The organism is Sphingomonas montanisoli, assembly GCF_008274695.1.
Lineage (GTDB): Bacteria > Pseudomonadota > Alphaproteobacteria > Sphingomonadales > Sphingomonadaceae > Rhizorhabdus > Rhizorhabdus montanisoli.
Genome location: NZ_VTOU01000003.1, coordinates 479,689 through 502,637, shown reverse-complemented (window position 1 = coordinate 502,637; position 22,949 = coordinate 479,689). Strand labels below are relative to the sequence as shown.

Sequence of the window (22,949 nt, the reverse complement as noted above, 5' to 3'; positions counted from 1 at the left end):
TGGGGTCTCTAGGAGCGAGGGCGGGCGCGGTCAAGGCGTGCGAGGGCGTGTGCTACGCGCCCCGCGCCGAGATGCCAGCGCGGGGCGATCCTGGCGAGCGGCTTCAGGACGAAGGCGCGCTTCGCGGTTTCCCGGTGCGGAATCGACAGTCGGCGGGTGCGGAATATTCCGCCCGACCAGAGGATGACATCGAGATCGAGGACGCGCGGCCCCCAACGCCGCCCCGGCCGTCTGCCGAAGCTGCGCTCGATCCGCTTGAGGAGGGCGAGCAACACCGGGGGATCGAGCGGCGTTTCGGCAAGGATCGCGGCGTTGGCGAAGGCGCGGCCGGCGGGGCCGAGTGCGGGGGTTGCGAGGATCGGCGAGGTCGCGACGATCCTCAGCCCTTCGGTCTCCAGCGCGGCGATTGCGGCGCGCAGCACGGCTGCCGGCGAACCGTGGCGGCCGTGGCGCCGGTTGGAGCCGAGCGCGATCGCGTATCGGTAGGTCATGCCTCCTTGAGGCGGAACAGGGTTCGGTCTTCCTTGGTGAAGCCGAAGCGCCAGATGACCGCGCCGAAGGCCGCGAGGATCAGCGGGATACCGAAGGCGAGTTCGACCCATTCGGGCAACCGCACCGCCACGATGCCGACCGTACCGCCCGCCACCGCCGCCCAGATCAGCGGCCAGCGCCAGCCCGAAACCGGCGCGCCGAGCAGCCGTGAGAGCAACGTCGACTTCATCACCGATGCGATGCCGAGGGCTGCCGCCAGCGCCATCGCCGGCGCCGCCGCCTGCCACAAGATCGGCAAATGAAGCTCGTCGCGCATCACCATCACGAAGGCGAAGCTGAGCGCGATCTGGATGCCGATCATGCCGAGCGAGATCATCAGGTTCATGTGGCGCGCGACATAGATCAGCGCCGATTCGGACACCGCCGCCGTTGCCGCCACCACTTCGGCGAGCAGGAGGAAGGAGAGCGCCATCGCGCCGCCGACGAAGTTCGGGCCGACCAGACCCATCACGCCCTCGCCGGTGATGCCCAGCGCAAGGCCGATCCCCGCCTGCGCGGCGATGATCCAGAAGCCGACCTGGCGCACCTGCTGCGCCACCGCCGCCTTGTTGCCCGCTTCCAGATTGCGGGTGATGACCGGGCCCAGGATCGGATCGAAGCTGGTCTTGAGCTTTTGCGGCAGCGAGGCGACCTGTTGTGCGACATAATAGACGCCGACGATCGCGGGCGAGAAGAACAGGCCGAGGATCGCGATGTCGAGCCGGCGCGATCCCCATTCGATCGCATCGGCGGCAGCCAGCGGCACGTTGCGCTTGACGATGTAGAGCAGCCCGGCAGGGCGCGGGCGCCAGCCGCGGGGCCAGCCGAAGCTGCGCATCAGCGGGATGATCGACGCAATCAATGCCGCACCCATCGAGACGACATAGGCGATGATCAGGCCGTCGCGCAGCGAATAGAAAGCCAGGCCGAATGCGGCGATGCTGATCGTCCAAGGCTCGATGATCGATCGCGCGCGTACCGTCGCGCCGATATCGAGACGATAGGCGAGCGCCGCCAGCGATATGTCCGACCAGGCGAGCGCGAAGATCGTGAGCGGCAGAAGCCATTCGAGCCCGTTGATCCCGCTGTTGGGGAACATCAGCTCGGGCAGCATGCCCAGCGTGGTCGCGGTGATCGCCGACGCGATCGCGCCGAGCAGCAGCGCATCCCACACGACATGGACGTGCGGCCGATCGGTCGCCGACAATTGTTCGGCCAGGCCGCGTTTCAGGCCGAGCGTCGCGAGCGTCGCCACGAACTCGACGATGATGATCGCATAAGCGAAGCGGCCCAGCGCGTCGGCGCCGTACCAGCGGCCCGCGATGAACAGGAACGGCAGCCGCGCGGCAAGGCGCAGCAGGAAGCCGAAGAAATTGGTGCGTCCGCCCTTGGCGAGCGCCTGAATGTCGTCACCGGATTTGACTGGCATCTCGCCCTTTTCGGGGGCGATCTCGGGGGGCAGGCTCAATGCGCGGCGCCCCAGCTCGGCCCGGTGCCGATTTCGACGCCCAGCGGCACCGACAACGTCACATAGGGTTCGCACGCGCCCGCCATCACGTCGCGGATCACGACGCTCGCGGCCTCGACCTGATCGGGGGCAAGCTCGAACACCAGTTCGTCATGCACCTGCAGAAGCATACGCACGTCGGCCAGGCCCGCCGCCGCCAACGCAGGCTCCATGCGCAGCATCGCGCGCTTGATGATGTCGGCGCTCGTGCCCTGGATCGGCGCGTTGATCGCCTGGCGTTCCGCCGACTGGCGCTCGCCCTGCTTGGACGATCGGATCCACGGCAGATGGGTCTTGCGGCCGAACAGGGTGGTGACGAAGCCCTTCTCGCGCACTTCGGCAAGGGTCGCGGCGATATAGTGGTTGATGCCGGGAAAGCGCGCGAAATAGCGTTCGATCATCGCCTGCGCCTCGGCGCGCGGCACCTCCAGCCGGTTGGCGAGGCCGAAGGCGGAGATGCCGTAGAGGATCGAGAAGTTGATCGTCTTGGCGCGCGCGCGGGTATCGCGGGTGACTTCGCCGAAAACCTCCTGCGCGGTGAGCGAGTGGATGTCGTCGCCCTTGGCGAACGCTTCCTTGAGCGCGGGGACGTCGGCCATGTGTGCGGCGAGGCGCAGTTCGATCTGCGAATAGTCCGCCGACAGGATGACCTTGCCCGGTTCGGCCACGAAGGCGTCGCGGATGCGGCGACCCATTTCGGTGCGGATCGGAATGTTCTGCAGGTTCGGATCAGTCGACGACAGACGGCCGGTCTGCGCGACCGCCATAGAGAAGCAGGTGTGGACACGGCCTGTCGCCGGGTTGATCTGCCCTTGCAGCGCTTCGGTATAGGTCGATCGCAGCTTGGTGAGCTGGCGCCAGTCGAGGACCATCCGCGCGATCGTCACGCCTTCGCCCGCAAGCCGCTCCAGTTCGTTGACGTCGGTCGAATAGACCCCCGACTTGCCCTTGCGCCCGCCCTTCAGGCCCATGCGGTCGAACAGCACGTCGCCCAACTGCTTGGGGCTGCCGACAGTGAAGGGGCCGCCAGCCTCCTGGTGGATCTCGCCCTCAAGCCGCGCGGCCTCGCCCGCAAATTCGGCGGAGAGACGCGCGAGCTCCTCGCGATCGACCTTGATGCCTGCCTGCTCCATCCGCGCGAGGACGGGGACGAGCGGGCGATCGACCAGTTCATAGACCCGCGTCGCGCCTTCGCGGGCCAGCCGGCCTTTGAGTGTCTGCCACAGCCGCAACGTAACGTCGGCGTCTTCGGCGGCATATTCGGTCGCGCGTTCGAGCGTGACCTTGTCGAAGGTGATCTGCGCCTTGCCGGTGCCGCACACCGTCTTGAATTCGATGCAGGCATGGTCGAGGTGGCGCTGCGCGAGATCGTCCATGCCATGCCCGCCAAGACCCGCGTCGAGATCGTAACTGAGCAGCATCGTATCGTCATAGGGGGCGATCGCGATGCCCTCGCGTGCCAACACGACCATGTCGTACTTCATGTTCTGGCCGATCTTCAGGATCGACGGATCTTCGAGCAGCGGTTTCAGCTTCGCGATCGCGGTCGCCTTGGCGATCTGCCGGGGTGTTTCGGATAGCAGCCCGTCGCCGATATGCGCGAGCGGGATGTAGCAGGCCTTGCCCGGTGCGGTGGCAAGGCTGACGCCGACCAGGCGTGCACGGACCGGGTCGGTCGAATCGGTTTCGGTGTCGACCGCGATGCGACCGCATTTGAAGCCCTCGGCAATCCAGCGATCGAGCGCATCTTCGTCGACGACAGCTTCATAATCCTTGTGGCTGAACGGCACCGCGTCGAGCTTGGGTGGCGGGGGTGGAGCCTCCTGCCCGGTCGGGGCGAGCGCGAGCACGGTCGGGCCGCCGGTCGACGTGCCGCCCACCTTCGCGAGCAGCGACTTGAATCCCATATCCTCCAGGAAGGCGCGAAGCGGCTCGGGCGGCAGGCCTTTGAGTGCGAGGTCGTCGAGCGGCTCGGGCAGCGCCTGATCGCATTTCAGCCGGACGAGTTCGCGCGACAGGCGGGCATTGTCGGCATGGTCGATCAGCGATTGCTTGAGCTTGGGCTTGGTGATCGCGTCGGTCGAGGCGAGGACGGTGGCAAGATCGCCGAACTGCTGGATCAGCTGGCTCGCGGTCTTGGGGCCGATGCCGGGAACGCCGGGGACGTTGTCGACGCTGTCGCCCATCAGTGCCAGCACGTCGCCCAGCTGCTCCGGTTCGACGCCGAACTTCTCCAGCACATGCTCGCGGCCCAGTCGCCGATTGTTCATCGTGTCGAGCAGGTCGAGACCGGGACGGATCAGCTGCATCAGATCCTTGTCCGATGACACGATCGTCACCTTCCATCCGGCCGCCATCGCCGCTTCGGAATAGCAGGCGATGATGTCGTCGGCCTCCAGCCCCAATTCCTCGATGCATGGCACCGAAAAGGCGCGAACGGCGTCGCGGATCAGCGGAAACTGCGGGACCAGGTCTTCGGGCGGCGGCGGGCGGTGTGCCTTGTACTGATCGTACATCTCGTTGCGGAATGTCTTCGACGAAGCGTCGAGGATCACGGCGAGATGGGTCGGGCCGTCGGTCTTGTGCAACTCGTCGACCAGCTTCCACAGCATCGTCGTGAAGCCGAACACCGCGCCCGCGGGGGTGCCGTGCCGATTCGTGAGCGGCGGCAGGCGGTGATAGGCGCGGAAAATGTAGCCCGAGCCGTCGACCAGATAGAGATGATTGGAAGACATGGCGCGGGGGATAGCAGCCCCCGGAACGAGTTGGAAGGTTAGCGCGCCGCGCTCGCCATCCCGCCGTCGACCCAGATCAACGGATCGATGTCCATATGGTTGATGATCGATTCGACCTGGCCGATGAACAGGGTGTGGGTGCCGACGTCGACGGTCGAAACCGTGTTGCAGATGAGTGCCGACAGCGCGTCGGGCAAGACGGGCAGGCCACCGGGGCCGGCTTCCCAGCCGCCGGTCTCGAAGCGGGCGAAACCTTTCTTCTGGCCGCTGAAGATCCCGACCAGTTCCTTGTGCCGTTCGGACAGCAGGTTAACGCAAAAGCGCTTTTCGGCGTGGAGCGTGGGATAGAGGCTGGCCGAACGATTGACCGCGACCAGGATCGTCGGGGGTTCGGCGCAGACCGAGACGACGGCAGTCGCCGCCATCCCCGCCCAATTCTCATCCCGGCCCGAAGTGATCAGCGCGACCGTGGTCGCCAGCCGGCGCATTGCCTGTCGGAAGCCGTTGCTCAGCGCCTCTTCGGTCACCATCTATTCCTCTAACTGTTTCACTCCCCCGCTAGCCGCTCATCCCGCTTTCGCAAAGCCCCCCGGCTTTTCTTTTTGCGGCCATAAGGCTATGGGCGGCGCGACTTTCGACGGTTCAAACACATAGAGGCAAGGTTTGGCGAAAGAAGAATTGCTGGAGATGCGCGGCCAGGTGGTCGAACTCCTGCCCAACGCGATGTTCCGCGTCCGACTGGAAAACGATCACGAGATCCTCGGCCACACCGCCGGCAAGATGCGCAAGAACCGCATCCGCGTGCTGGTGGGCGACGAGGTGCTGGTCGAACTGACCCCTTACGACCTGACCAAAGGCCGTATTACCTATCGCTTCAAATAAGGTGAACGGGCGCATGGCCGATGTCGTCGCGCGCCCGCGCCTGATCCTCGCATCCTCGTCCCCGCGCCGCCGCGAACTGATCGGCCGGTTGGGGATCGAAGCCGACGCGATCGATCCCGCCGACATCGACGAAACCGAACGCAAGGGTGAGCTTCCGCTTGCCTATGTGAAGCGCATCGCAGCGGAAAAGGCGGCGATCGTCGCGGCTCGGCATCCGGGTGCGGTGGTGCTGGGCGCCGACACGGTGGTCGCGGCGGGACGACGGCTCCTCCACAAGACCGATGAGGAAGCCGAGGCGCGTACCTTCCTCAAGCTGCTCGGCGGGCGGCGGCATCGCTGCCATTCGGCAGTGACGGTGATCGACGCGGCCGGGGCCGCACGGCATCGCGTCTCTTCGAGCATTATCGCGTTCAAGCCGCTCTCGGATGCCGAGATCGACGCATATCTCGCGCGGGGCGAATGGCAGGGCAAGGCGGGCGCCTATGCGATCCAGGGTTATGCCGAAAGCTGGGTGCGGATGTTGTCGGGCAGCTATTCGGGTGTGATGGGCCTGCCTCTGTTCGAAACTCGTGCGCTGCTGATCGCGGCGGGCGTCCCCACGGATGGCAATGCCTGAGTGGCTCTATGAAGCCGGCATTGGCGAGGCGCGGGCCGCGCTCGTCGACAATGACTCTATTATACAGGCAGCGATCGAGGCCGATGACGACGGCCTGCGCGCGGGCACGATCGCCCCGGCGCGGCTGACGCGGATTACCGCGCCGGGGCGACGCGGGATCGTGACGCTCGAAGACGGCACCGAGGCGATGATCGAGCCGCTGCCCCGCGGCGTGACCGAGGGCGGGCGACTGCTGGTCGAAATCGCACGCGCCGCGATTGCCGAACCGGGGCGCGCCAAGCTGGCAATCGCGCGGGCGGCTGTCGCCGACGCGGTGGCCGTGCCCGGTCCCGACCTGCGCGCACGGATCGCGGCGGATGGCGTGCCCGTGCGCGAGCTGGGGACATTCGGCCCCGATCTGCTCGAAGCCGCTGGCTGGTCCGAACTGATCGAGGAAGCGGCGAGCGGCCATGCCGATTTCGACGGCGGGGCGCTGCGCCTGTCGCTGACCCCGGCGATGACGTTGATCGACGTCGACGGCTGGCTGCCGATCGCAGACCTCGCGGTGGCCGGAGCATGGGCGGCCGCGACGCTGATCCGCCGGCACGATATCGGCGGGTCGATCGGCATCGACCTTCCGACCGTCGAGGGCAAGGCCGCGCGGCTGGCGGCAGCGGAGGCGGTCGACGCGATCCTGCCCCAGCCTTTCGATCGCACCGCCGTCAACGGTTTCGGCTTTCTCCAGATCGTGCGGCGGCGGGCGCGGATGTCGATCCCCGAGCGGTTGCATCATGATCCGGTCGGTTCGGCGGCCCGCGCGCTGCTACGCCGGGCGGAGCGTGCGCACGGCATCGGCCCACGCACGCTGACGGCCGCCCCCGTCGTGATCGCCGCGATCGAGCGCCGCCCCGACTGGATCGCCGAGCTCGAACGGCGGATCGGCGCGCCGGTGCGCTTGCGGGGCGAGCCGGGTCTCGCCATATCGGCGGGACATGCGGAAGCCCAAAACCCCTAAATGCCCGCTCTGCGGCAAGCCGAGCGTTGCCGCGACCGACCCCTTCTGCAGCCAGGGCTGTCGCGATCGCGATCTGCTGCAATGGCTCGATGAAGGCTATCGCATTCCCGGCCCGCCCGCCGATCCGGACGCCGGGGAGCGCGACTATGACTGATTTGGGTCGGCCGAAATTGGGGGCTGGACGTCCCGGAATGACGACCCTATAGGCACGCGCTCCAACGCTCCCGTGCCCGGGTAGCTCAGTTGGTAGAGCATGCGACTGAAAATCGCAGTGTCGGCGGTTCGACCCCGTCCCCGGGCACCACTTTCCAAAACATATCAGCTATTTGGCGAGTGTTTCGCGGCGCTTGGCGGGCGATTCGTGCAGATGTTTCGCGTCCGCTGTCGAAACGCGTGGATTTTCGACCGCCCAAAGCCGGTCGAACGAAAAAGATTCGGTGTGGCGAATATACTCAGGCGCGATCGGGCGTCGAAAAAACACGGAAACCCACGCTCTTTTCGGCGCTGCAGCATAGATGGCGCAAATGCGAAGTCGATGCTGTCATTCGATGACGGCGAGTGCAACAAAAGTGTCTCACACGCTGTGTAGAGGCCGCCCCCAACGGGACAGCAAGTCCTGTCAAAGGGGAACTCTCTCATGCGTTTTGATACCGGTCTTCGCCGGCAGCTGCTCATCGGTGGTGCCGCCGCCGCCATGCTCGCCATGCCTGTCATCGCAAATGCGCAGGAAGCTGCGACGCCGGGCGCTGCGCCTGAGGACGTCACGGGCCTGAGCGACATCGTCGTGACCGCGACGAAGCGCGAGACGAGCCTCCAGAAGACCCCGATCTCGATCAGCGTCGTGAACCAGGAGATGATCAAGGATCGTCACGTTCAGAGCCTGTTCGACCTCGCCGACGGCGGCGTCCCCTCGCTGCGCGTGACGACCTTCGAAGCGCGCCAGTCGGCGCTCACCATCGGTATCCGCGGCATCGTGCCGCTCGACGCCAACCAGCCTGCCCGTGAGCAGGGCGTGGGCGTTTACATCGACGGCGTGTATCTCGGCCGCCAGCACGGCCTGAACGCCGCGCTGTTCGACACCGAGCGGGTCGAAGTCCTCAAGGGTCCGCAGGGCACGTTGTTCGGCCGTAACACCGAAGGCGGCGCGCTCTCGATCGTCACCAAGGCGCCGAGCGGCAAGTTTGGTGGCCGCTTCGAAGGCGGCTTCGGCAATCTCGGTGCCTATAACGGCGCCGCGCACGTCGACCTGCCCGAATTCTACAACTTCTCCGTCAAGATCGACGCGGTGAAGCAGTATCAGGGCCCGACGACGAAGAACCCGCTCGAAGGCCAGACCGGCTGGGGTTATTACGACCGCATCGGCGGCCGCATCGCCGTCCGTTGGCAGCCGATCGACGGCATCACCAACGACATCTCGTTCGACAAGGCGCAGGACAAGAACTCGCCGTTCTACAGCCAGCTGCTGGCGTTCAACCCTTATGGTTGCGCCGCTGGTACCCAGGCGGCTTCGCCGCGCTGCGTGCTGCCCGGCACCAACTACACCAGCCTGACCGGCGTCGTGCGCCCGGTTCCGACCGGCGTCGTCACCAACGGCAAGACCCTGATGCGCAATGCCGATATCGGCGTGGTGCAGCAGCCCAGCGTCGACAAGACCTTCGGCCTGACCAACAGCTTCAAGTGGAAGCTCGCCCCGGAAATCGAACTCCGCTCGATCACCGCATGGCGCGGCGTGAATGTTGAGCAGTGGGACAATGCCGGCGGCGCGCACCGTCCGCCTGTTTACACGCCTGGCAGCCTCTTCAGCCGTTACAGCCTTGCGAACCTGCGCCAGCGCCAGTTCAGCCAGGAACTGCAGGCCGTCGGCTCGATCAGCAACTTCGACTATGTCGCGGGCCTGTTCTACTTCAACGAGCGCGTCAGCGACGACGCGGCAACGCCGAGCTCCAACCGCTGGAACGCCGACGCCAATGGCGACGGCCAGCCCGACGTCGGTGCGGATGGCCTGCGCTACACGATCAACCCGGCCGTGTTCACCAACCCGTTCGCCACGATCGACCGCGCATCGGCAGTTCGCTCGCGCAGCTACGCGGTCTATGGCCAGGCGACCTGGCATGCGACCGAAGCGCTGCACCTGACGGCTGGCGGCCGTTACACGAAGGACAAGAAGCACGGTGATCTTCTGATCGCCGGCGGCGTCAACTATCAGGCCAATCCGGCGCTCGGCGCTGCGCGCGGCTACGCCCCGCTCGATCGCACCTGGAACCGCTTCGACCCGATGGTCACGGTCGCCTATGACCTGAGCAGCGACGTTCATGTCTATGCGAAATATGCCAGCGGCTACCGCGCCGGTGGCGCCAGCTCGCGCACCATCAACTACCTGCCGTTCGATCCGGAATCGGTGAAGTCGTACGAAGCCGGCATCAAGGCGGACTTCTGGGATCGCCGCGCCCGCTTCAACCTGACCGGCTACATCATGGATCGCAAGGACAGCCAGGTCGACATCAACAGCTTCCTGTATTTCGGCACCAGCACCTTCAACAACCTGGAGACGATCAATCTTCCGGGGAAGGCGAAGATCCGCGGTATCGAAGCCGATCTGACCGTCCGTCCGGTCGAAGGCCTGACGCTGAACGCCAGCTATGCTTACACCTACACCAAGCTGCCGCTGACGCCGATCACCTACTCGGTGCGCAACGGTGCTGGCGTGGTGACCGACTCGACCACCGTGAACCAGCAGTTCTACGTCGTGTTCACCCCGCGTAACGCGGCCAGCGGCTCGATCGACTATGCTCTGCCGGTCGGCGGCGGTGACACCACGCTGAAGTTCCACTTCGATGGCAACTATGCGCAGGCTACGCAGACGTTCGACGCTTATGCGCGGAAGAACGACTCCTCGCTGGTGTTCAACGGCCGCATCTCGCTGGCGGACATCAACATGGGCGACGGCGATCAGAAGCTGACCGTCGGCGTGTGGGGTCGCAACCTGTTCAACACCGCCTACGTCTATCGTCGCGATCCGACCCAGGCTCTGCCGAGTGGCCCGACCGCGACAAACGTCCGCACGGGTAGCATCGCGAACGTGCTGGGCGAGTATGGCAACTTCAACATGCCGCGGACCTACGGCGTCGAAGCGACCATCAAGTTCTGATAATCCCCTAAGCGAAAGCCCCCTAAGGCGCGGTGGTCCCTTTCCACCGCGCCTTTTTCTTTTGGGGATCAGGCGGGCGTCGTCGGCGCGGGCCAGGGCTTGTGCGCCGATAGCGCGAACAGCGCGCGTTCCTCGGCGGGATCGGCGATGCCCAGTATGCGCTCGGCGATGTAACGGCCGGTCATCGGCCCCATCTTGAAAGCGTGGCCCGATCCGCCGCCTGCGACCCACAGGTTCGCGAGGCCGGGGTGGCGATCGATGATGAAATGGCTGTTGTCGCTATTTTCCAGCGAGCAGACCCGGCTCGCGACCATCGGTTGTCCGACAAGGCCCGGCGTGCGTCGTGCGACGAAGCGGCGGGCGATATCCCACATGATCGGCGATACGATTCGCTCGTCCCGATCGGGATCCATCGGCAGGTTCACCCCCATGCCGGGCGCGATCTTATAGCCATAGTCCACATCGGAGAGCGAATAGCCGCCACCCCCGTGCCAGATGTTGGGAAAGCGCTCCCAATGGTAGCTCAGATCTCCCGGCGGCGATCCGACGTAGAAGACCTCCGATCGGGTGCGACGCACGAAGCCGGTCAAGATGTCGGGTAGAACGGTCGGCAGCCACGGGCCGCAGGCGAACAGCGCGACCCCGCACGACAGGCGGCTGCCATCGGACAGGGCAAGGTCGCTGATACGCCCACCCGCGTTCGCGCCCGGCTTCGCCATGGCGATCCGCGCCTCCCCGCCCTTGGCGACGAAGGTCTCTGTGACCGCGATCAGGCTTTCGCGCGCCTTCACGGTACCGGCGCGCGGCTCGTAGAGGGCGCGCTCGTCGCCGTCGAAGCCGCCCTGCGGCCAGCGCTTGCGACACTCGTCCGCATCCAGCACCTCGAACGGGATGCCGAGCTTCGCGAAGATACGCCTCTCCGCTTCGAACTGGTTGATCGGTTCGTTGGGGGAGAGGACGCCATTGGCGAAGATCAGGCGCCGCCCGAACTCGGCCTGCCGCTCGTGCCATAGCGTGAAGGCGCGGTCGGCCCAGCGGCTATAGATTTCGCGATCGGCATAAGCAGAGCGGATCTGGCGGGTTTCGTCGCCCGATGTCGCGCGCGCATTGCCCGCGCCATAGCTGTCGAGCAGCGTGACGCGCGCGCCGCGCTCGCGCAGCTCCAGCGCGGTCCACGCGCCGAACGCGCCCGCGCCTACCACGACGATGTCGGGCAACTTCCTGTTGATCGCAGGCGCGCGAGGCTTCGATTCCGCTTCAGCGCGCCCGCCAGACAATCCGGCGGCGACCGCTCCGCCAATGCCCGCTGCCAACAGTCCCCGTCTGCCGATGTCCGTCATGTTGCCTCTGCTTTCCTGTTGCGACGCACAATGTCGCCACAGGAAAGCAGAGGCAAGCGGTCAGAGGGGAAGTTTGCCCGCTTTTTCGCCACTCAGGCGGGTGCCATAAGCGTGCCAGGCGAAAACCGCCGCCGCGCCGCGATGTGGGCTCCAGTGGGCCGCCATCCGGCGAGTCTCGCGCTCGGACGGGCGCTCGGGCAGACCGAACAATACACCCATCTCGATCTGCACGGCCAGGTCCCCCGCCGGCCAGATATCACCGCGCCCCTCGGCGAACAGCAGGTAGATCTCGGCCGACCAGCGCCCAATTCCCTTGATCGCCGTCATCTGCGCAATCGCTTCCTCATCGTCAGCGGGCAGGTTGGCGAAATCGATCGAGCCGCTCGCGACATGCTCGGCCAGGCTCTTGGCATAGCCCGCCTTTTGCCGCGAAAGCCCTGCCGAACGCAGCAGATCGTCGGGTGCGGCCGCCACCGCCTCGGGAACCAGATCGCATCCCACAACCGATTCCAGCTTGGCCCAGATCGATGCGGCGGCGGCCACGCTCACCTGCTGGCCTACGATCGTGCGCAGCAGCGTCTGATAGCCACGATCGCGGATGCGGGGCTCGGGGTAGCCGATTTCCGCCAATCGGCGTTCGATCACCGGCTCGATCCCGGCAATCGCGTCGAGGCTGCGCTGCAATTGCTCGGCTGTCAGGCCCATGACGTCTCCGCTCCCTTGATTTCGCGCGACGGGCACGATAGCCGCCTCGTTAAAGGGTTTCTGGGGAGCGTTTAATGGCAAAGTTGGTCGTGATCACCCGCGAAGGCGACGAATCGGTCTTCGAGGCCGAGGACGGCCTGTCGGTGATGGAAGTCATTCGCGACAATGGCGTCGACGAGCTACTGGCGCTGTGCGGCGGCTGTTGTTCGTGCGCGACCTGCCATGTGATCGTCGATCCGGCCTTCGCCAGCCTGCTTCCCGAAATGAGCGATGATGAAAACGAGCTCCTCGACAGCTCCGATCACCGCGTCGAAGGCTCGCGCCTGTCGTGCCAGGTGATCATGAAGGATGACCTCGATGGCATGATCGTGACGATTGCGCCGGAAGATTGATTTTTTGATTTAGCCGTCAGGTGCCGGGCGGCGGGCATCCGCCCGCCTTGGCGTCCGCGCAATAAGCGCGGGCGGCCTTTCGGCCTTGTGGGCCTGCGGCCCGTTGCCGGGCTCTAGGTCAGCCCCTCGTGGCAATGGCGTAGAGGGCGATCGCGGCCGCGTTGGAGATATTGAGGCTCTCGACGCGCGGCGAAATCGGCAGCTTGGCGAGTTCGTCGCAATGCGCCTCGGTGTTCTGGCGCATTCCTTCGCCTTCGGCGCCCAACACGATCGCGATCCGCGATTCGCCCATCACCTGCGCCAGCGTGCCCCTGGCCTTTCCGGTCAGGCCCACGCGCCAGAAGCCGGCCTCGGCGATCTCGTCGAGCGCGCGGGCAAGGTTCACCACGCGCACCCACGGCACCAGTTCGAGCGCGCCGGACGCCGACCGCGCGAGCGCGCCCGATTCGGTCGGCGCGTTGCGATCCTGCGTGACGATGCCCAGCGCGTCGAACGCGGCGGCGGAACGGAGCACCGCGCCCACATTGTGCGGATCGGTCACGCCGTCGAGGACCACGAGCGGGCGGCGATCGTCGCGCCCGCGCTCCAGCAGGTCGCCCAGCCAGATGTCGGGCAGCGGATCGACTTCCGCCACCAGGCCCTGATGCGGCGCATCGGATGGCACCATCCGGCCGAGATCCGCGACATCGGCGAAGGTGACAGGGATGATCGGCGGGATATCGAGCGCCGCGATCGCCTCGCGCGTCGCCCAGATACGGCGCACGGTGCGTTCGGGATTGGCGAGCGCCGCGATGACGGCATGACGCCCCCAGAAACGGGGTTTGCCGCTGGCGGGCTGGGACGGACGATGGCCTTTGCGCATGGCCGCGCTATCGTCGTTCGGGCCTTATGATGCAAGCTTCGGGCTGAACGTCATTATTTCTGCGTCCGCTGCGTTGACAGGCGGGGTTCGGGTTGCCAAAGACGCGCCTCGCTTTTGGCGCCTCTGGATGGGTGGCCGAGTGGTTAAAGGCAGCAGACTGTAAATCTGCCCGTGCAAGCGTACGCTGGTTCGAATCCAGCCCCATCCACCATCTTCCCCACATCGCCGGAAAACTGCGGCCGGACCGATTGGTCCGGCACTGCCTGATGCTATCCGCAAAACGAAGCATGAGGAGAGGGATATGGCGGACGTGCAGGGGATTGCGGACGAGCGCGCGATCGAGAAGCTGGTGTTGGGCTATGCGCATGGCGTCGATACGCGCAGCCCGGAGACCTTCACTGCGCAGTTCGCGCCGGATGCCCGACTGTTCGGCGCAGGCTTCGAATATCGCGGTGCCGACCTCGCCAAAATTCCGCCGCAGCTCAACCGCTACGTGCGGACCTATCACACCGTCCTCAACAAACGGATCGTGGTCGATGGGGACGCAGGGGCCGGCGAGATTTACTCGCTCGCGCATCACCTGACGCCACGTGACGACGGCAGGCATGACGATTTCATCATGCATATCACCTATCATGATCGCTACGCCCGCACCGCCCAGGGCTGGCGCATAGCTGAGCGCCAGGTCGTGACGGAGTTCACCGAGGACCGGATCGTCGACCGGAAGATCTGATCCCGAATACCCCAGACCAGCTATCCGGAGCATTCTCCGTTTGCTAGGTCGTGATTCGATAACCGCAGACAGAGGCTGGGGAGAGGCATGGCGAAGATCACCATCACAGATATCATCGATGCCGTGCCCGGGCGCGCGGCCGAGGTGCACAAAGCCTATATGGACGAATATGCGCCGACCGCGCGGACGCGGGGCATGGAGTTGGAGCAGGCGCTGATCAGCCCGCCCATCTACCTGACCGGCCAATCAAATCGGCTGACCTTCGTGTGGAGCGTGCCCGACACGGCCGGCTTCTGGAAAGCGCGGCTGGGTGGTGCGGGCATGCCGGCGGTGCGGGGCTTCTGGGCGAAGATCGCGCCTTTGGTCGTCTGGCGCGACCGCCGCGCGCATGAGGAGGCTGCGGCCCATGTTTAAGCAGACCGCGCTCATCACCTTCGCCCCCGATAGCGATGCTGGCGCGCGCGACGCGCTGATCGCTCGCGCTACTGCGCAGGTGCAGGCCGACCTCAACTATGTCGGCGACGGCTTGCCCGTCAGCTTCAACGGCGGCGACAAGGTCTGGCATACCCACTTCGCCAACGAGGCAGCCTGGGTCGCGAGTGGGATCGATGCGGTGCTCGATGCGATCGAGGCCGATCCGATCGTACAGCAACTCGATGCTGCGGCTTATGCTGTCTCGCGCTTCTCGGTGCCGCAACCCGCGCTTGCCAACGGTGTCTATCGCGCCCTCTTCCTCAGCTTCTTCAAGACGGTTGATCCGGCGATCGAGAAACAGTTCGGCGACGAGGTCGCGGCGATGCCCGATTATATCGATACGATCGTCAATTGGGCGCTCAATCCGGTCGTGAAGGCGCGTGGAGCCAAAAGGTGGCACTATGTGTGGGAACAGGAATATGCGTCACTCGACGGCCTGCGCGGGCTCTACATGTCGAGCGCTTATCACTGGGGGCACGTCGACCGCTGGTTCGACTGCGAGATGCCCGAGTTCATGGTCGATGACCGGCTGTGCCACAGCGCCAGTACGCTGACGAACAGCGTGATGGCGGATTATGCCCGCTAGAGCCCGGTGAGGCCGTAGAGCGCGCCGCGCAGGACGCGGGCGGGTGATCCCTGACGGCGCTCTTCGGTGCCCGCGTCACGGGTCGCCAGCAGCGTCAGCAGGCCCAAAGCTCGCAACGCGCGGGGCCAGCGATGCGGGTTGACGGTCGCCAGGCGCTCGGCCGCCATCCCACGCGCTTGTGCGGCAGGCGCAGCTACGCTGATGCGGTGGCCAAGATCGGCGAGCGCCCAGCCTTCACCGGCTGTCGTGACGTCGCTCGCGTCGGCGCGGAGGGCGCGGGCTGCCAGCGCGAACAGCACCGCCCCGCGCGATGCATGGAGGCGCATCATCTCCTCGTCGGGCGTCTCGCCGTCGAGCAGTGCGGACCATCCCTCTTCGATCGCCGACACATCCGAGCCGGCGATCCCGGTGGGCAGCAGCGCGGCGGAAACCCGCGCGAGCAGCGGCTCTGCCGGCGCCTCGCGTTGGTCGAGAGCGGCGAGTGCGTCGCGCCACCAGATGAGGCGCATCGCCCCGATCGCGGGTTCGCGCGCGGCCGCGACGATCGCACCCATCCGCTCGTCGATCAGCCACAGCGTTTCGATCGCGGGGCGGGCATGGGCAGGGGCATAAGCGAGCGCGAGCCTGCGCTCCGGGTCAGCCACGATAAGCGGGGTCAAGCCGCGCCGTCGGCTTTCAGGTGCCGTGCGAGGCAGGCGATCAGTTCGCGCCGCGAGAACGGCTTGCGGATGAGTTCGAAGCCGGTGTTGTAGCCTCCGACGATCTCGTCGCTGTATCCCGAGGCGAGGATGATCGGCAAAGCCGGGTGCATCGATCGGACCTTCTTGGCGAGGCTCACGCCGCTTATGCCACCCATGATGACGTCGGTCATCACGATGTCGAAGCCGTCCTTGTCGCGGTCGATCATCGCGAGCGCATCTTCGCCGCTGGGGACGTGGACCAGATCGAAACCCAGATCCTCGAGCATGATGCCGATCACATCGGCGATATGTTCGTCATCCTCGACGAAGAGCATGCGCGCGTCGAACGTCAGTTCGTCGAGCGCCGATGCTTCGCGCGTGCGGGGCATGCCGCCGGCGGACGGCTGCACACTATCGGGATGCCCGATGATGGCTGCCGACGCGCGGATGAGCATCAGCCCATCCGCACAGGGCGCAAGATCGTAACCGCCGTACATCATCCGCGCGCCTCGTTGCCTCGTGAGTCGTCCGGTTTGGTTTAACCCTTGTAACACACAGACTTTGCCGCACCCACAACATCGGCAACGTTGACCAACGCCGCCTTTTCCAGATTGGCGGCATAAGGCATTGGCACGTCCTCGTTGGTGACGCGCTTCACCGGCGCATCGAGATCGTCGAAGCCGTCCTCCATCGCGATTGCCATCAACTCGGACGCGATCGAACAGACGGGCCAGCCTTCCTCGACCACGACCATGCGGTTGGTCTTCTTCAGGCTCTTGAGCACGGTCGCCTTGTCGAGCGGACGGATCGTGCGCAGATCGATAACCTCGGCGTCGATGCCTTCCTCGGCAAGCTGCTTGGCGGCTTCGAGCGCGAGGCCCACGCCGATCGAATAGCTGACGATCGTGACGTCCGTGCCGGCCTTTGCGATGCGCGCCTTGCCGATCGGCAGGACATAGTCATCCAGCTTGGGCACGTCGAAGCTCTGGCCGTAGAGCAGTTCGTTTTCGAGGAACACGACCGGATCGGGCGACCGGATCGCGGCCTTGAGCAGCCCCTTCGCGTCCGCCGCCGAATAGGGGGCGATGACGATCAGGCCGGGAACCGCGGCATACCAGGGGGCATAGTTCTGGCTGTGCTGCGCGCCCACGCGGGCGGCGGCGCCGTTCGGGCCACGGAACACGATCGGGCAGCGCATCTGGCCGCCCGACATATAATTGGTCTTGGCGGCCGAATTGATGATGTGATCGATCGCCTGCATGGCGAAGTTGAACGTCATGAATTCGATGATCGGCTTGAGACCGCCCATCGCCGCGCCCGAACCGATGCCGGCAAAGCCATATTCGGTGATCGGCGTGTCGATGACGCGCTTGTCGCCGAACTCGTCGAGCAGGCCCTGGGTGACCTTATAGGCGCCCTGATATTGCGCGACTTCCTCGCCCATCACGAAGACGTCACCGTCAGCGCGCATCTCCTCGGCCATCGCGTCGCGCAGCGCTTCGCGGACGGTGGTCTTAACCAGTTCGGTGCCTTCCGGGACCTCGGGATCGTCGCTCGTCGCCTCAACCGCTGCGACCAGATCGCGCGCGCCGGTCTCCATCTGCCGGGGTGCGCCGCCCTCGGGTGCGGGCACCTCCGCCTTTTCGGCCTTGGGCTCCTCGGCTTTCGGTTCCTCGGCCTTGGCCGCTTCCTTCTTCGGCGCCGGCGTGGCGGCGGAGGCATCTTCGCCTTCCTCGGTCAGCGTCGCGATGACGGTGCCGACCTTCACGCCCTCGGTGCCTTCGGCGACCGCGATCGACGTGATCGTGCCTTCGTCGATGGCTTCATATTCCATCGTCGCCTTGTCGGTTTCGATTTCGGCCAGGATGTCGCCCGATTTGACGGTGTCGCCTTCCTTGACGAGCCATTTGGCGAGCGTGCCCTCCTCCATCGTGGGGGAGAGGGCGGGCATTTTCAGTTCGATCGGCATCTCAGTAGCTTCCCACCAGCACGTCGGTGTAGAGTTCGCCGGCCTCGGGCTCGGGCGACTCCTCCGCGAAATCCGCCGCTTCGGCGACGATCGTGCGGATATCCTTTTCGAGCTTCTTCAGCTCGTCCTCGGTGACGCCAACGGCCTCCAGCTCCTTCTTGAGATGGTCGATCGGGTCGGATTTGTCGCGCACCGCCTGCACTTCGTCGCGTGAGCGATATTTGGCAGGATCGGACATCGAATGGCCGCGATAGCGATAGGTTTTGAGCTCGAGCAGGATCGGACCCTTGCCGGCGCGGACCCACGCGACGGCTTCTTCGGCGGCACCGCGCACTGCGAGCACGTCCATGCCGTCGACCTGGATGCCCGGGATTCTGAAGCTTTCGCCGCGGCGATAGAGCTGATCCTCGGACGAGGCGCGGTTGACGCTCGTGCCCATCGCATATTGGTTGTTCTCGATCACGAAGATGATCGGCAGCTTCCACAGCTCGGCCATGTTGAAGCTTTCGTACACCTGGCCCTGGTTCGCGGCGCCGTCGCCGAAATAGGCCATCGCGACGCCGCCATCGCCCGCATATTTATGCTTGAAGGCGAGACCGGTGCCCAGCGAGACCTGCGCGCCCACGATGCCGTGGCCGCCGTAGAAGCGATGCTCCACGGAGAACATGTGCATCGATCCGCCCTTGCCCTTCGAAATACCGGCGGCGCGGCCGGTCAGTTCGGCCATAATGACCTTGGGGTCGATGCCGTAGGCGAGCATGTGGCCGTGATCGCGATAGCCGGTGATCACCGAGTCCTTGCCGACTTCGAGCGCAGACTGCAGGCCGACGGCGACCGCCTCCTGCCCGATATAAAGGTGGCAGAAGCCGCCGATCAGGCCGAGGCCGTAGAGCTGACCAGCCTTTTCCTCGAACCGGCGGATGAGGAGCATCTGCCGGTAGAATTCGAGCATCTCCGCCTTCGACGCTTCGTAGCGCGTCGGATCGGCGGGGCGTTCGCGGTTGGACACGGTCGCGGATGTCGGCGCAGCCTGGGCGGCGGGCGCTTTTCGGGCGGGAGCTTTGCGCGCGGGAGTGGCTGCGCGCGGAGAGGCTGCTTTGGCCAAGTCGGGTTCCTTTGCCGGGAGCTATATTTTTGCCGGCTTTATAGGCGGGCCGATCGCGTTACCGCAACGGCCGGATCACCAAATGGTGATACCGGTATCAAACTTTTCGTCAGTCGCGGGGAATGATGACCTCGTCAGGGCGCACCTGACCCGTCGTGCGACGGACGATCTCGTCGCCATAGTCGGCATCGACATGGCGCGGATCGAGCAGTTCGGCGCGGTGCTGGAGCGTCGCGCGATAATCCTGCGCTGTCTTGAGCTGCGCCTGCTTGTCCTTGAGCTGCGTGCGATAGCCGCCCAGCGCGAACAGCCCGTTGGGACCGATCAGCGCGGCGCTGGCAAAATAGCCGATGATCAGGATCGCCGCCGCGGGGATCGCTGCGGTCTTGACCATTTGAAGGATTGGCGCGCGGTTCATCACCAAAAAGGAGAATCACGAAATCGCCGCCGCATCAAGCCCTTGTGGCGATGCGGCGGCGCGATTCATCGAATCGGCAGCGAAACAACCCTCCCCGCGCGCGACGGGGAGGGGCTTTGGTCAGGCGAGCGCCTTCAGCGCCGAGCGGCCGGCATAGGTCGCGACCGGGCCCAGCTGCTCCTCGATGCGAATCAGCTGGTTATACTTGGCGAGCCGATCCGACCGCGCGAGCGAGCCCGTCTTGATCTGGCCGCAGTTGGTGGCGACGGCGAGGTCGGCGATCGTCGAATCCTCGGTCTCGCCCGAACGGTGCGACATGACGGCGGTGTAGCCCGCGCGCTGCGCCATCGTGACGGCTTCCAGCGTCTCGGTCAGCGTGCCAATCTGGTTGACCTTGACGAGCAGCGAGTTGGCCAGCCCATCCTTGATACCCTGCGCCAGGCGCTTCGGGTTGGTCACGAACAGGTCGTCGCCGACCAGTTGCACCTTGCCGCCGATCTTGTCGGTCAGGATCTTCCAGCCTTCGAAATCGTCCTCCGACATGCCGTCCTCGATCGACACGATCGGATAGCGCGCGGCGAGGTCGGCCAGATAATCGGCCATTTCGGCGGGCGAGCGCTTCACGCCTTCGCCGTGGAAATCATAGACGCCGTTCTTGAAGAACTCGGTCGCCGCACAGTCGAGCGCCAGCACAACGTCCTCGCCCGGGCGATAGCCGGCCTTTTCGATCGACGACATGATGAAGTCGAGCGCGTCGGGCGCGGATGCGAGGTTGGGAGCGAACCCACCTTCGTCGCCGACCGCAGTCGCCAGACCTTTTTCGTGCAGAGCCTTCTTGAGCGTGTGGAAGATTTCCGAGCCGCAGCGGACCGCGTCGAAGATCGAATCCACGCCCACCGGCATGATCATGAATTCCTGGAAGTCGATCGGATTGTCGGCATGCGCGCCGCCGTTGATGATGTTCATCATCGGAACCGGAAGCACCTGCGCCTGGACACCGCCGACATAGCGATAGAGCGGCAGGCCGCGCGCATCGGCGGCGGCGCGGGCGATCGCCAGGCTCGCGCCCAGGATTGCGTTGGCGCCCAGGCGGCTCTTATTCTCGGTGCCGTCCAGCTCGATCATGCGCAGGTCGACTTCGGACTGGTCTTCGGCCTCCATGCCGACGAGCGCTTCGGCGATCTCGCCGTTCACGGCCTCGACCGCGTCGGCGACGCCCTTGCCCAGCCACAGCTTGCCGCCGTCGCGCTTCTCGACGGCCTCATAGGCGCCGGTCGACGCGCCCGACGGGACCGCCGCGCGGCCGAAGCTGCCATCTTCCAGCAGCACGTCGACCTCGACGGTCGGATTGCCGCGGCTGTCGATGATCTGGCGGCCGTGAACCTCGATAATGGCGGTCATTTCGGGGGCGAACCTTTCGTGGCTGTGCTAGAAGATGGCGGCGCTGTATCGGGGGGATGGGCGTTAGGCAAATATGAAGTCGTTTCGGGTCTGGAAAGGGAACGCTATCGTCCACACATGGTTTGTTGGACAATGGTTTGAACCACCCGGCAGGGAGATCGAAGATGGCGGCTGAAGGCAGCAACGGATCGGCATTCGATGGCGCGAAGGATGCGTTCAGCTCGACATTTTCGGGCTTCGCAGACACGGCCAACGAAAAGGCCAAGGAATTCACGGTGCAGGGCAAGGACCGCACCACCGAAGCGCTCGACAATGTCGCGACGCTGATCAGCGACGCGGCCAATGCCGTCGACGAGAAACTGGGCGCCCAATATGCGGGCTATGTCCGACAGGCGGCTGAGGCGGTGACGGGCTTTTCGGACAATCTGAAGGGCAAGGATGCCGAACAGTTGTTCGAAGATGCCAAGGGCATGATCCGCAGCAGCCCGGCGATTGCGATCGCAGCGGCCGCCGCGATCGGGTTCGCCGTCGCGCGGGTCGTGAAGGCGGGCTTCCCCGAAACCGGCGGCGAAGGCGTGGGCGGAAGTCCCGTCGCCGAACCGACCGCCTTCGATCCGCCGGCGTCGGAGTCCGAAGCCAAGCCGAAGGGTTGATCTTGGCGGATCGGGAAGGCGAAGCAGCGACCGCCGGCGGCAACGAGCCGATCCGCGCGCTCTTCACACGGCTGACGGCCGACATCCGCACGATGATCGACGCCGAGATCGCGCTTGTCCGTATCGATTTTTATCGGCGGGTTGCGCGCGCGAAGCTGGCGATCGTGCTGATCGTCGGTGCGCTCCTGCTCGGGCAGGCGGCGGCGGTGGTGCTGCTGATGTCGCTGGCTTTCGCGCTGTCGCCCTATCTCACCCCGTTCGGCGGGGCGATGGTTGCGGCGTTGGTCGGCGCGGGCGCGGCGGCATTGTGCGCGAAAATGGGCATGAAGCGCCTCGTCTCGATGATCGAGGATGACAGCGATGAAAGGCCGCAGGGCGCGATCGAGCCGCTGATCGAGCGCGCCCGCGCCCGCAGCCGCACCGCGCGCGCCGCCGTTCTCGATGCGATCGGCGACGCGCAGGCACGCCTCCATCCGCGCACGTTGCTCGAGGACGTGACCGAAGAGGTGCTCGATCATGCGCAGACTATGGCTCATCGTGCGGTCGACAAGGTGCGGCAGCAGCCTTTCCGCACCATCCTCTGGGTAGCCGGCGGGGTGCTGCTGGTGGTCCGTCCGCGATTGGGCAGCTTTGCATTCAAGGTGGCGCAAAGGCTCGGTGCAACCCGAACCGGCGCCGTTGGTTACAGGGGCGAGGGCGCCGTTACGCCGGCGCAACCGCCCGCTTCCGAGGAGACTGGTCGATGACGAAGGTCAAGGATAGCGCCGAGCGTGCTGCAACGCTGGCGAGTGCGAAATTGAGTGAGTCGGCCGACGCGGTGAAGGCCGGCTATGAAACGGCCAAGGCGAAGGTCGGCGGAGGCGTCGACAGCTTCCCGGTGGTCGCGCTGGCGGCCGGGATCGCGGTCGGCGCGGTGGTCGGTGCGCTCCTTCCCAAGACGAAGAAGGAAGGCGAACTGCTGGGCGAATATGGCGGCGAGATCGTCGATCGCGCCAAGGCCGCGCTGACGGCGGGCAAGGACGCGGGCAAGGCCGAGCTCGACGCCGCAGGGTTCAGCACCGATGCGGCGGGCAAGCAGGTCGGCAAGCTGATCGAATCGATCGCAAAGGTCGCGGAGACGGCGGGCAGCGCGGCGATCGGCGCCGTCAGGAAATAAAGGTTCAAGCCGGGTTCACGCCCAGGCAGCTAACCGCACATCAAACGGGCGGCACGCGCCGC

Annotated in this window: 25 protein-coding genes and 2 tRNA genes; 14 read left to right on the top strand and 13 right to left on the bottom strand. The window is 65.6% G+C overall.

Annotated elements, in window-relative coordinates:
• Positions 1-8 precede the first annotated feature (8 nt).
• Genes folK through FYJ91_RS13655 form a run of 4 tightly spaced genes read right to left on the bottom strand, consistent with a single transcriptional unit; the run spans position 9 to position 5,303 of the window.
• On the bottom strand, positions 9-491 hold the full coding sequence (gene folK, locus FYJ91_RS13670; protein WP_149522822.1) for a 2-amino-4-hydroxy-6-hydroxymethyldihydropteridine diphosphokinase: 483 nt from the start codon (positions 489-491) through the stop codon (positions 9-11).
• A complete protein-coding gene (locus tag FYJ91_RS13665) occupies positions 488-1,960 on the bottom strand; it encodes a lipopolysaccharide biosynthesis protein (RefSeq protein WP_181008544.1) in 1,473 nt (490 codons plus the stop codon). Before FYJ91_RS13665 ends, folK begins: the two co-directional genes overlap by 4 nt.
• 35 nt (positions 1,961-1,995) lie before the next feature.
• Positions 1,996-4,773 carry a DNA polymerase I gene (gene polA / locus FYJ91_RS13660; RefSeq protein ID WP_149522820.1) on the bottom strand — a complete coding sequence of 926 codons (2,778 nt, stop codon included), beginning with the start codon at positions 4,771-4,773 and terminating at the stop codon, positions 1,996-1,998.
• A 38-nt stretch (positions 4,774-4,811) separates the two neighbouring features.
• Positions 4,812-5,303: a flavin reductase family protein gene (locus tag FYJ91_RS13655; RefSeq protein ID WP_246152625.1), complete on the bottom strand. Its 492-nt coding sequence runs from the start codon at positions 5,301-5,303 to the stop codon at positions 4,812-4,814.
• Positions 5,304-5,436: 133 nt separating this feature from the next.
• On the opposite strand from FYJ91_RS13655, the gene infA reads away from it, so the two are divergent.
• The 6 genes from infA to FYJ91_RS13625 all read left to right on the top strand — a co-directional run bounded on the left by infA (position 5,437) and on the right by FYJ91_RS13625 (position 10,413).
• Positions 5,437-5,655, top strand: a complete 219-nt coding sequence (infA, locus tag FYJ91_RS13650; protein WP_003049127.1) for a translation initiation factor IF-1 — start codon at positions 5,437-5,439, stop codon at positions 5,653-5,655.
• A 13-nt stretch (positions 5,656-5,668) separates the two neighbouring features.
• Positions 5,669-6,271, top strand: a complete 603-nt coding sequence (locus FYJ91_RS13645) for a Maf family protein (protein ID WP_149522819.1) — start codon at positions 5,669-5,671, stop codon at positions 6,269-6,271.
• A complete protein-coding gene (locus tag FYJ91_RS13640; protein WP_149522818.1) occupies positions 6,264-7,265 on the top strand; it encodes a ribonuclease in 1,002 nt (333 codons plus the stop codon). The genes FYJ91_RS13645 and FYJ91_RS13640 overlap by 8 nt, the downstream gene beginning before the upstream one ends.
• Positions 7,243-7,419, top strand: a complete 177-nt coding sequence (locus FYJ91_RS13635) for a DNA gyrase inhibitor YacG (RefSeq protein ID WP_149522817.1) — start codon at positions 7,243-7,245, stop codon at positions 7,417-7,419. Before FYJ91_RS13640 ends, FYJ91_RS13635 begins: the two co-directional genes overlap by 23 nt.
• A 74-nt stretch (positions 7,420-7,493) precedes the next feature.
• Positions 7,494-7,569, top strand: a tRNA-Phe gene (locus FYJ91_RS13630).
• A gap of 333 nt (positions 7,570-7,902) precedes the next feature.
• Complete coding sequence (locus tag FYJ91_RS13625) at positions 7,903-10,413, top strand: TonB-dependent receptor (protein ID WP_149522816.1); 2,511 nt, start codon at positions 7,903-7,905, stop codon at positions 10,411-10,413.
• A 68-nt stretch (positions 10,414-10,481) separates the two neighbouring features.
• On the opposite strand, the gene FYJ91_RS13620 is transcribed toward FYJ91_RS13625, so the two are convergent.
• Entirely contained in the window at positions 10,482-11,753 is a 1,272-nt protein-coding gene (locus FYJ91_RS13620; protein ID WP_149522815.1) for an NAD(P)/FAD-dependent oxidoreductase, read from the bottom strand.
• Positions 11,754-11,813: 60 nt separating this feature from the next.
• A complete protein-coding gene (locus FYJ91_RS13615) occupies positions 11,814-12,458 on the bottom strand; it encodes a DNA-3-methyladenine glycosylase family protein (RefSeq protein WP_149522814.1) in 645 nt (214 codons plus the stop codon).
• Between the two features lie 74 nt (positions 12,459-12,532).
• Here FYJ91_RS13615 and FYJ91_RS13610 point away from each other — a divergent pair, with 74 nt between their 5' ends.
• Entirely contained in the window at positions 12,533-12,850 is a 318-nt protein-coding gene (locus FYJ91_RS13610; RefSeq protein WP_149522813.1) for a 2Fe-2S iron-sulfur cluster-binding protein, read from the top strand.
• Between the two features lie 118 nt (positions 12,851-12,968).
• Here the strand turns inward: FYJ91_RS13610 and rlmB are convergent, their stop codons facing one another.
• Positions 12,969-13,712, bottom strand: coding sequence for a 23S rRNA (guanosine(2251)-2'-O)-methyltransferase RlmB (gene rlmB / locus FYJ91_RS13605; protein WP_149522812.1), 744 nt, complete (start codon positions 13,710-13,712; stop codon positions 12,969-12,971).
• Between the two features lie 125 nt (positions 13,713-13,837).
• On the opposite strand from rlmB, the gene FYJ91_RS13600 reads away from it, so the two are divergent.
• From FYJ91_RS13600 to FYJ91_RS13585, 4 genes are all read left to right on the top strand, one after another.
• Positions 13,838-13,923: transfer RNA gene (locus FYJ91_RS13600), tRNA-Tyr, on the top strand.
• A 90-nt stretch (positions 13,924-14,013) separates the two neighbouring features.
• Entirely contained in the window at positions 14,014-14,445 is a 432-nt protein-coding gene (locus tag FYJ91_RS13595) for a nuclear transport factor 2 family protein (RefSeq protein ID WP_149522811.1), read from the top strand.
• Positions 14,446-14,532: 87 nt separating this feature from the next.
• Positions 14,533-14,859, top strand: a complete 327-nt coding sequence (locus FYJ91_RS13590; protein ID WP_149522810.1) for a hypothetical protein — start codon at positions 14,533-14,535, stop codon at positions 14,857-14,859.
• Positions 14,852-15,505 carry a Dabb family protein gene (locus FYJ91_RS13585; RefSeq protein ID WP_181008511.1) on the top strand — a complete coding sequence of 218 codons (654 nt, stop codon included), beginning with the start codon at positions 14,852-14,854 and terminating at the stop codon, positions 15,503-15,505. Before FYJ91_RS13590 ends, FYJ91_RS13585 begins: the two co-directional genes overlap by 8 nt.
• On the opposite strand, the gene FYJ91_RS13580 is transcribed toward FYJ91_RS13585, so the two are convergent.
• The 6 genes from FYJ91_RS13580 to eno all read right to left on the bottom strand — a co-directional run bounded on the left by FYJ91_RS13580 (position 15,502) and on the right by eno (position 21,078).
• Positions 15,502-16,164, bottom strand: a complete 663-nt coding sequence (locus FYJ91_RS13580) for a hypothetical protein (RefSeq protein ID WP_246152624.1) — start codon at positions 16,162-16,164, stop codon at positions 15,502-15,504. The two genes, FYJ91_RS13585 and FYJ91_RS13580, sit on opposite strands and share 4 nt — an antisense overlap.
• The gene (locus FYJ91_RS13575; protein ID WP_149522808.1) at positions 16,161-16,685 is read right to left on the bottom strand and encodes a response regulator; all 525 of its coding nucleotides are present in this window, start codon (positions 16,683-16,685) and stop codon (positions 16,161-16,163) included. The genes FYJ91_RS13580 and FYJ91_RS13575 overlap by 4 nt, the downstream gene beginning before the upstream one ends.
• Before the next feature lie 38 nt (positions 16,686-16,723).
• On the bottom strand, positions 16,724-18,154 hold the full coding sequence (locus FYJ91_RS13570) for a pyruvate dehydrogenase complex E1 component subunit beta (protein WP_149522807.1): 1,431 nt from the start codon (positions 18,152-18,154) through the stop codon (positions 16,724-16,726).
• A 1-nt stretch (position 18,155) separates the two neighbouring features.
• Complete coding sequence (gene pdhA / locus FYJ91_RS13565; RefSeq protein WP_149522806.1) at positions 18,156-19,259, bottom strand: pyruvate dehydrogenase (acetyl-transferring) E1 component subunit alpha; 1,104 nt, start codon at positions 19,257-19,259, stop codon at positions 18,156-18,158.
• Between the two features lie 109 nt (positions 19,260-19,368).
• Positions 19,369-19,653 (bottom strand): FtsB family cell division protein, encoded by a 285-nt coding sequence (locus FYJ91_RS13560; RefSeq protein ID WP_246152623.1) that lies wholly within the window; start codon positions 19,651-19,653, stop codon positions 19,369-19,371.
• A 144-nt stretch (positions 19,654-19,797) separates the two neighbouring features.
• Positions 19,798-21,078 (bottom strand): phosphopyruvate hydratase, encoded by a 1,281-nt coding sequence (gene eno / locus FYJ91_RS13555; RefSeq protein ID WP_149522804.1) that lies wholly within the window; start codon positions 21,076-21,078, stop codon positions 19,798-19,800.
• Between the two features lie 164 nt (positions 21,079-21,242).
• On the opposite strand from eno, the gene FYJ91_RS13550 reads away from it, so the two are divergent.
• Genes FYJ91_RS13550 through FYJ91_RS13540 form a run of 3 tightly spaced genes read left to right on the top strand, consistent with a single transcriptional unit; the run spans position 21,243 to position 22,887 of the window.
• Positions 21,243-21,731 (top strand): hypothetical protein, encoded by a 489-nt coding sequence (locus FYJ91_RS13550; protein WP_149522803.1) that lies wholly within the window; start codon positions 21,243-21,245, stop codon positions 21,729-21,731.
• A 2-nt stretch (positions 21,732-21,733) separates the two neighbouring features.
• Positions 21,734-22,477, top strand: a complete 744-nt coding sequence (locus tag FYJ91_RS13545) for a phage holin family protein (RefSeq protein ID WP_149522802.1) — start codon at positions 21,734-21,736, stop codon at positions 22,475-22,477.
• Positions 22,474-22,887 carry a hypothetical protein gene (locus tag FYJ91_RS13540; RefSeq protein ID WP_149522801.1) on the top strand — a complete coding sequence of 138 codons (414 nt, stop codon included), beginning with the start codon at positions 22,474-22,476 and terminating at the stop codon, positions 22,885-22,887. The genes FYJ91_RS13545 and FYJ91_RS13540 overlap by 4 nt, the downstream gene beginning before the upstream one ends.
• Positions 22,888-22,949: the final 62 nt, after the last annotated feature.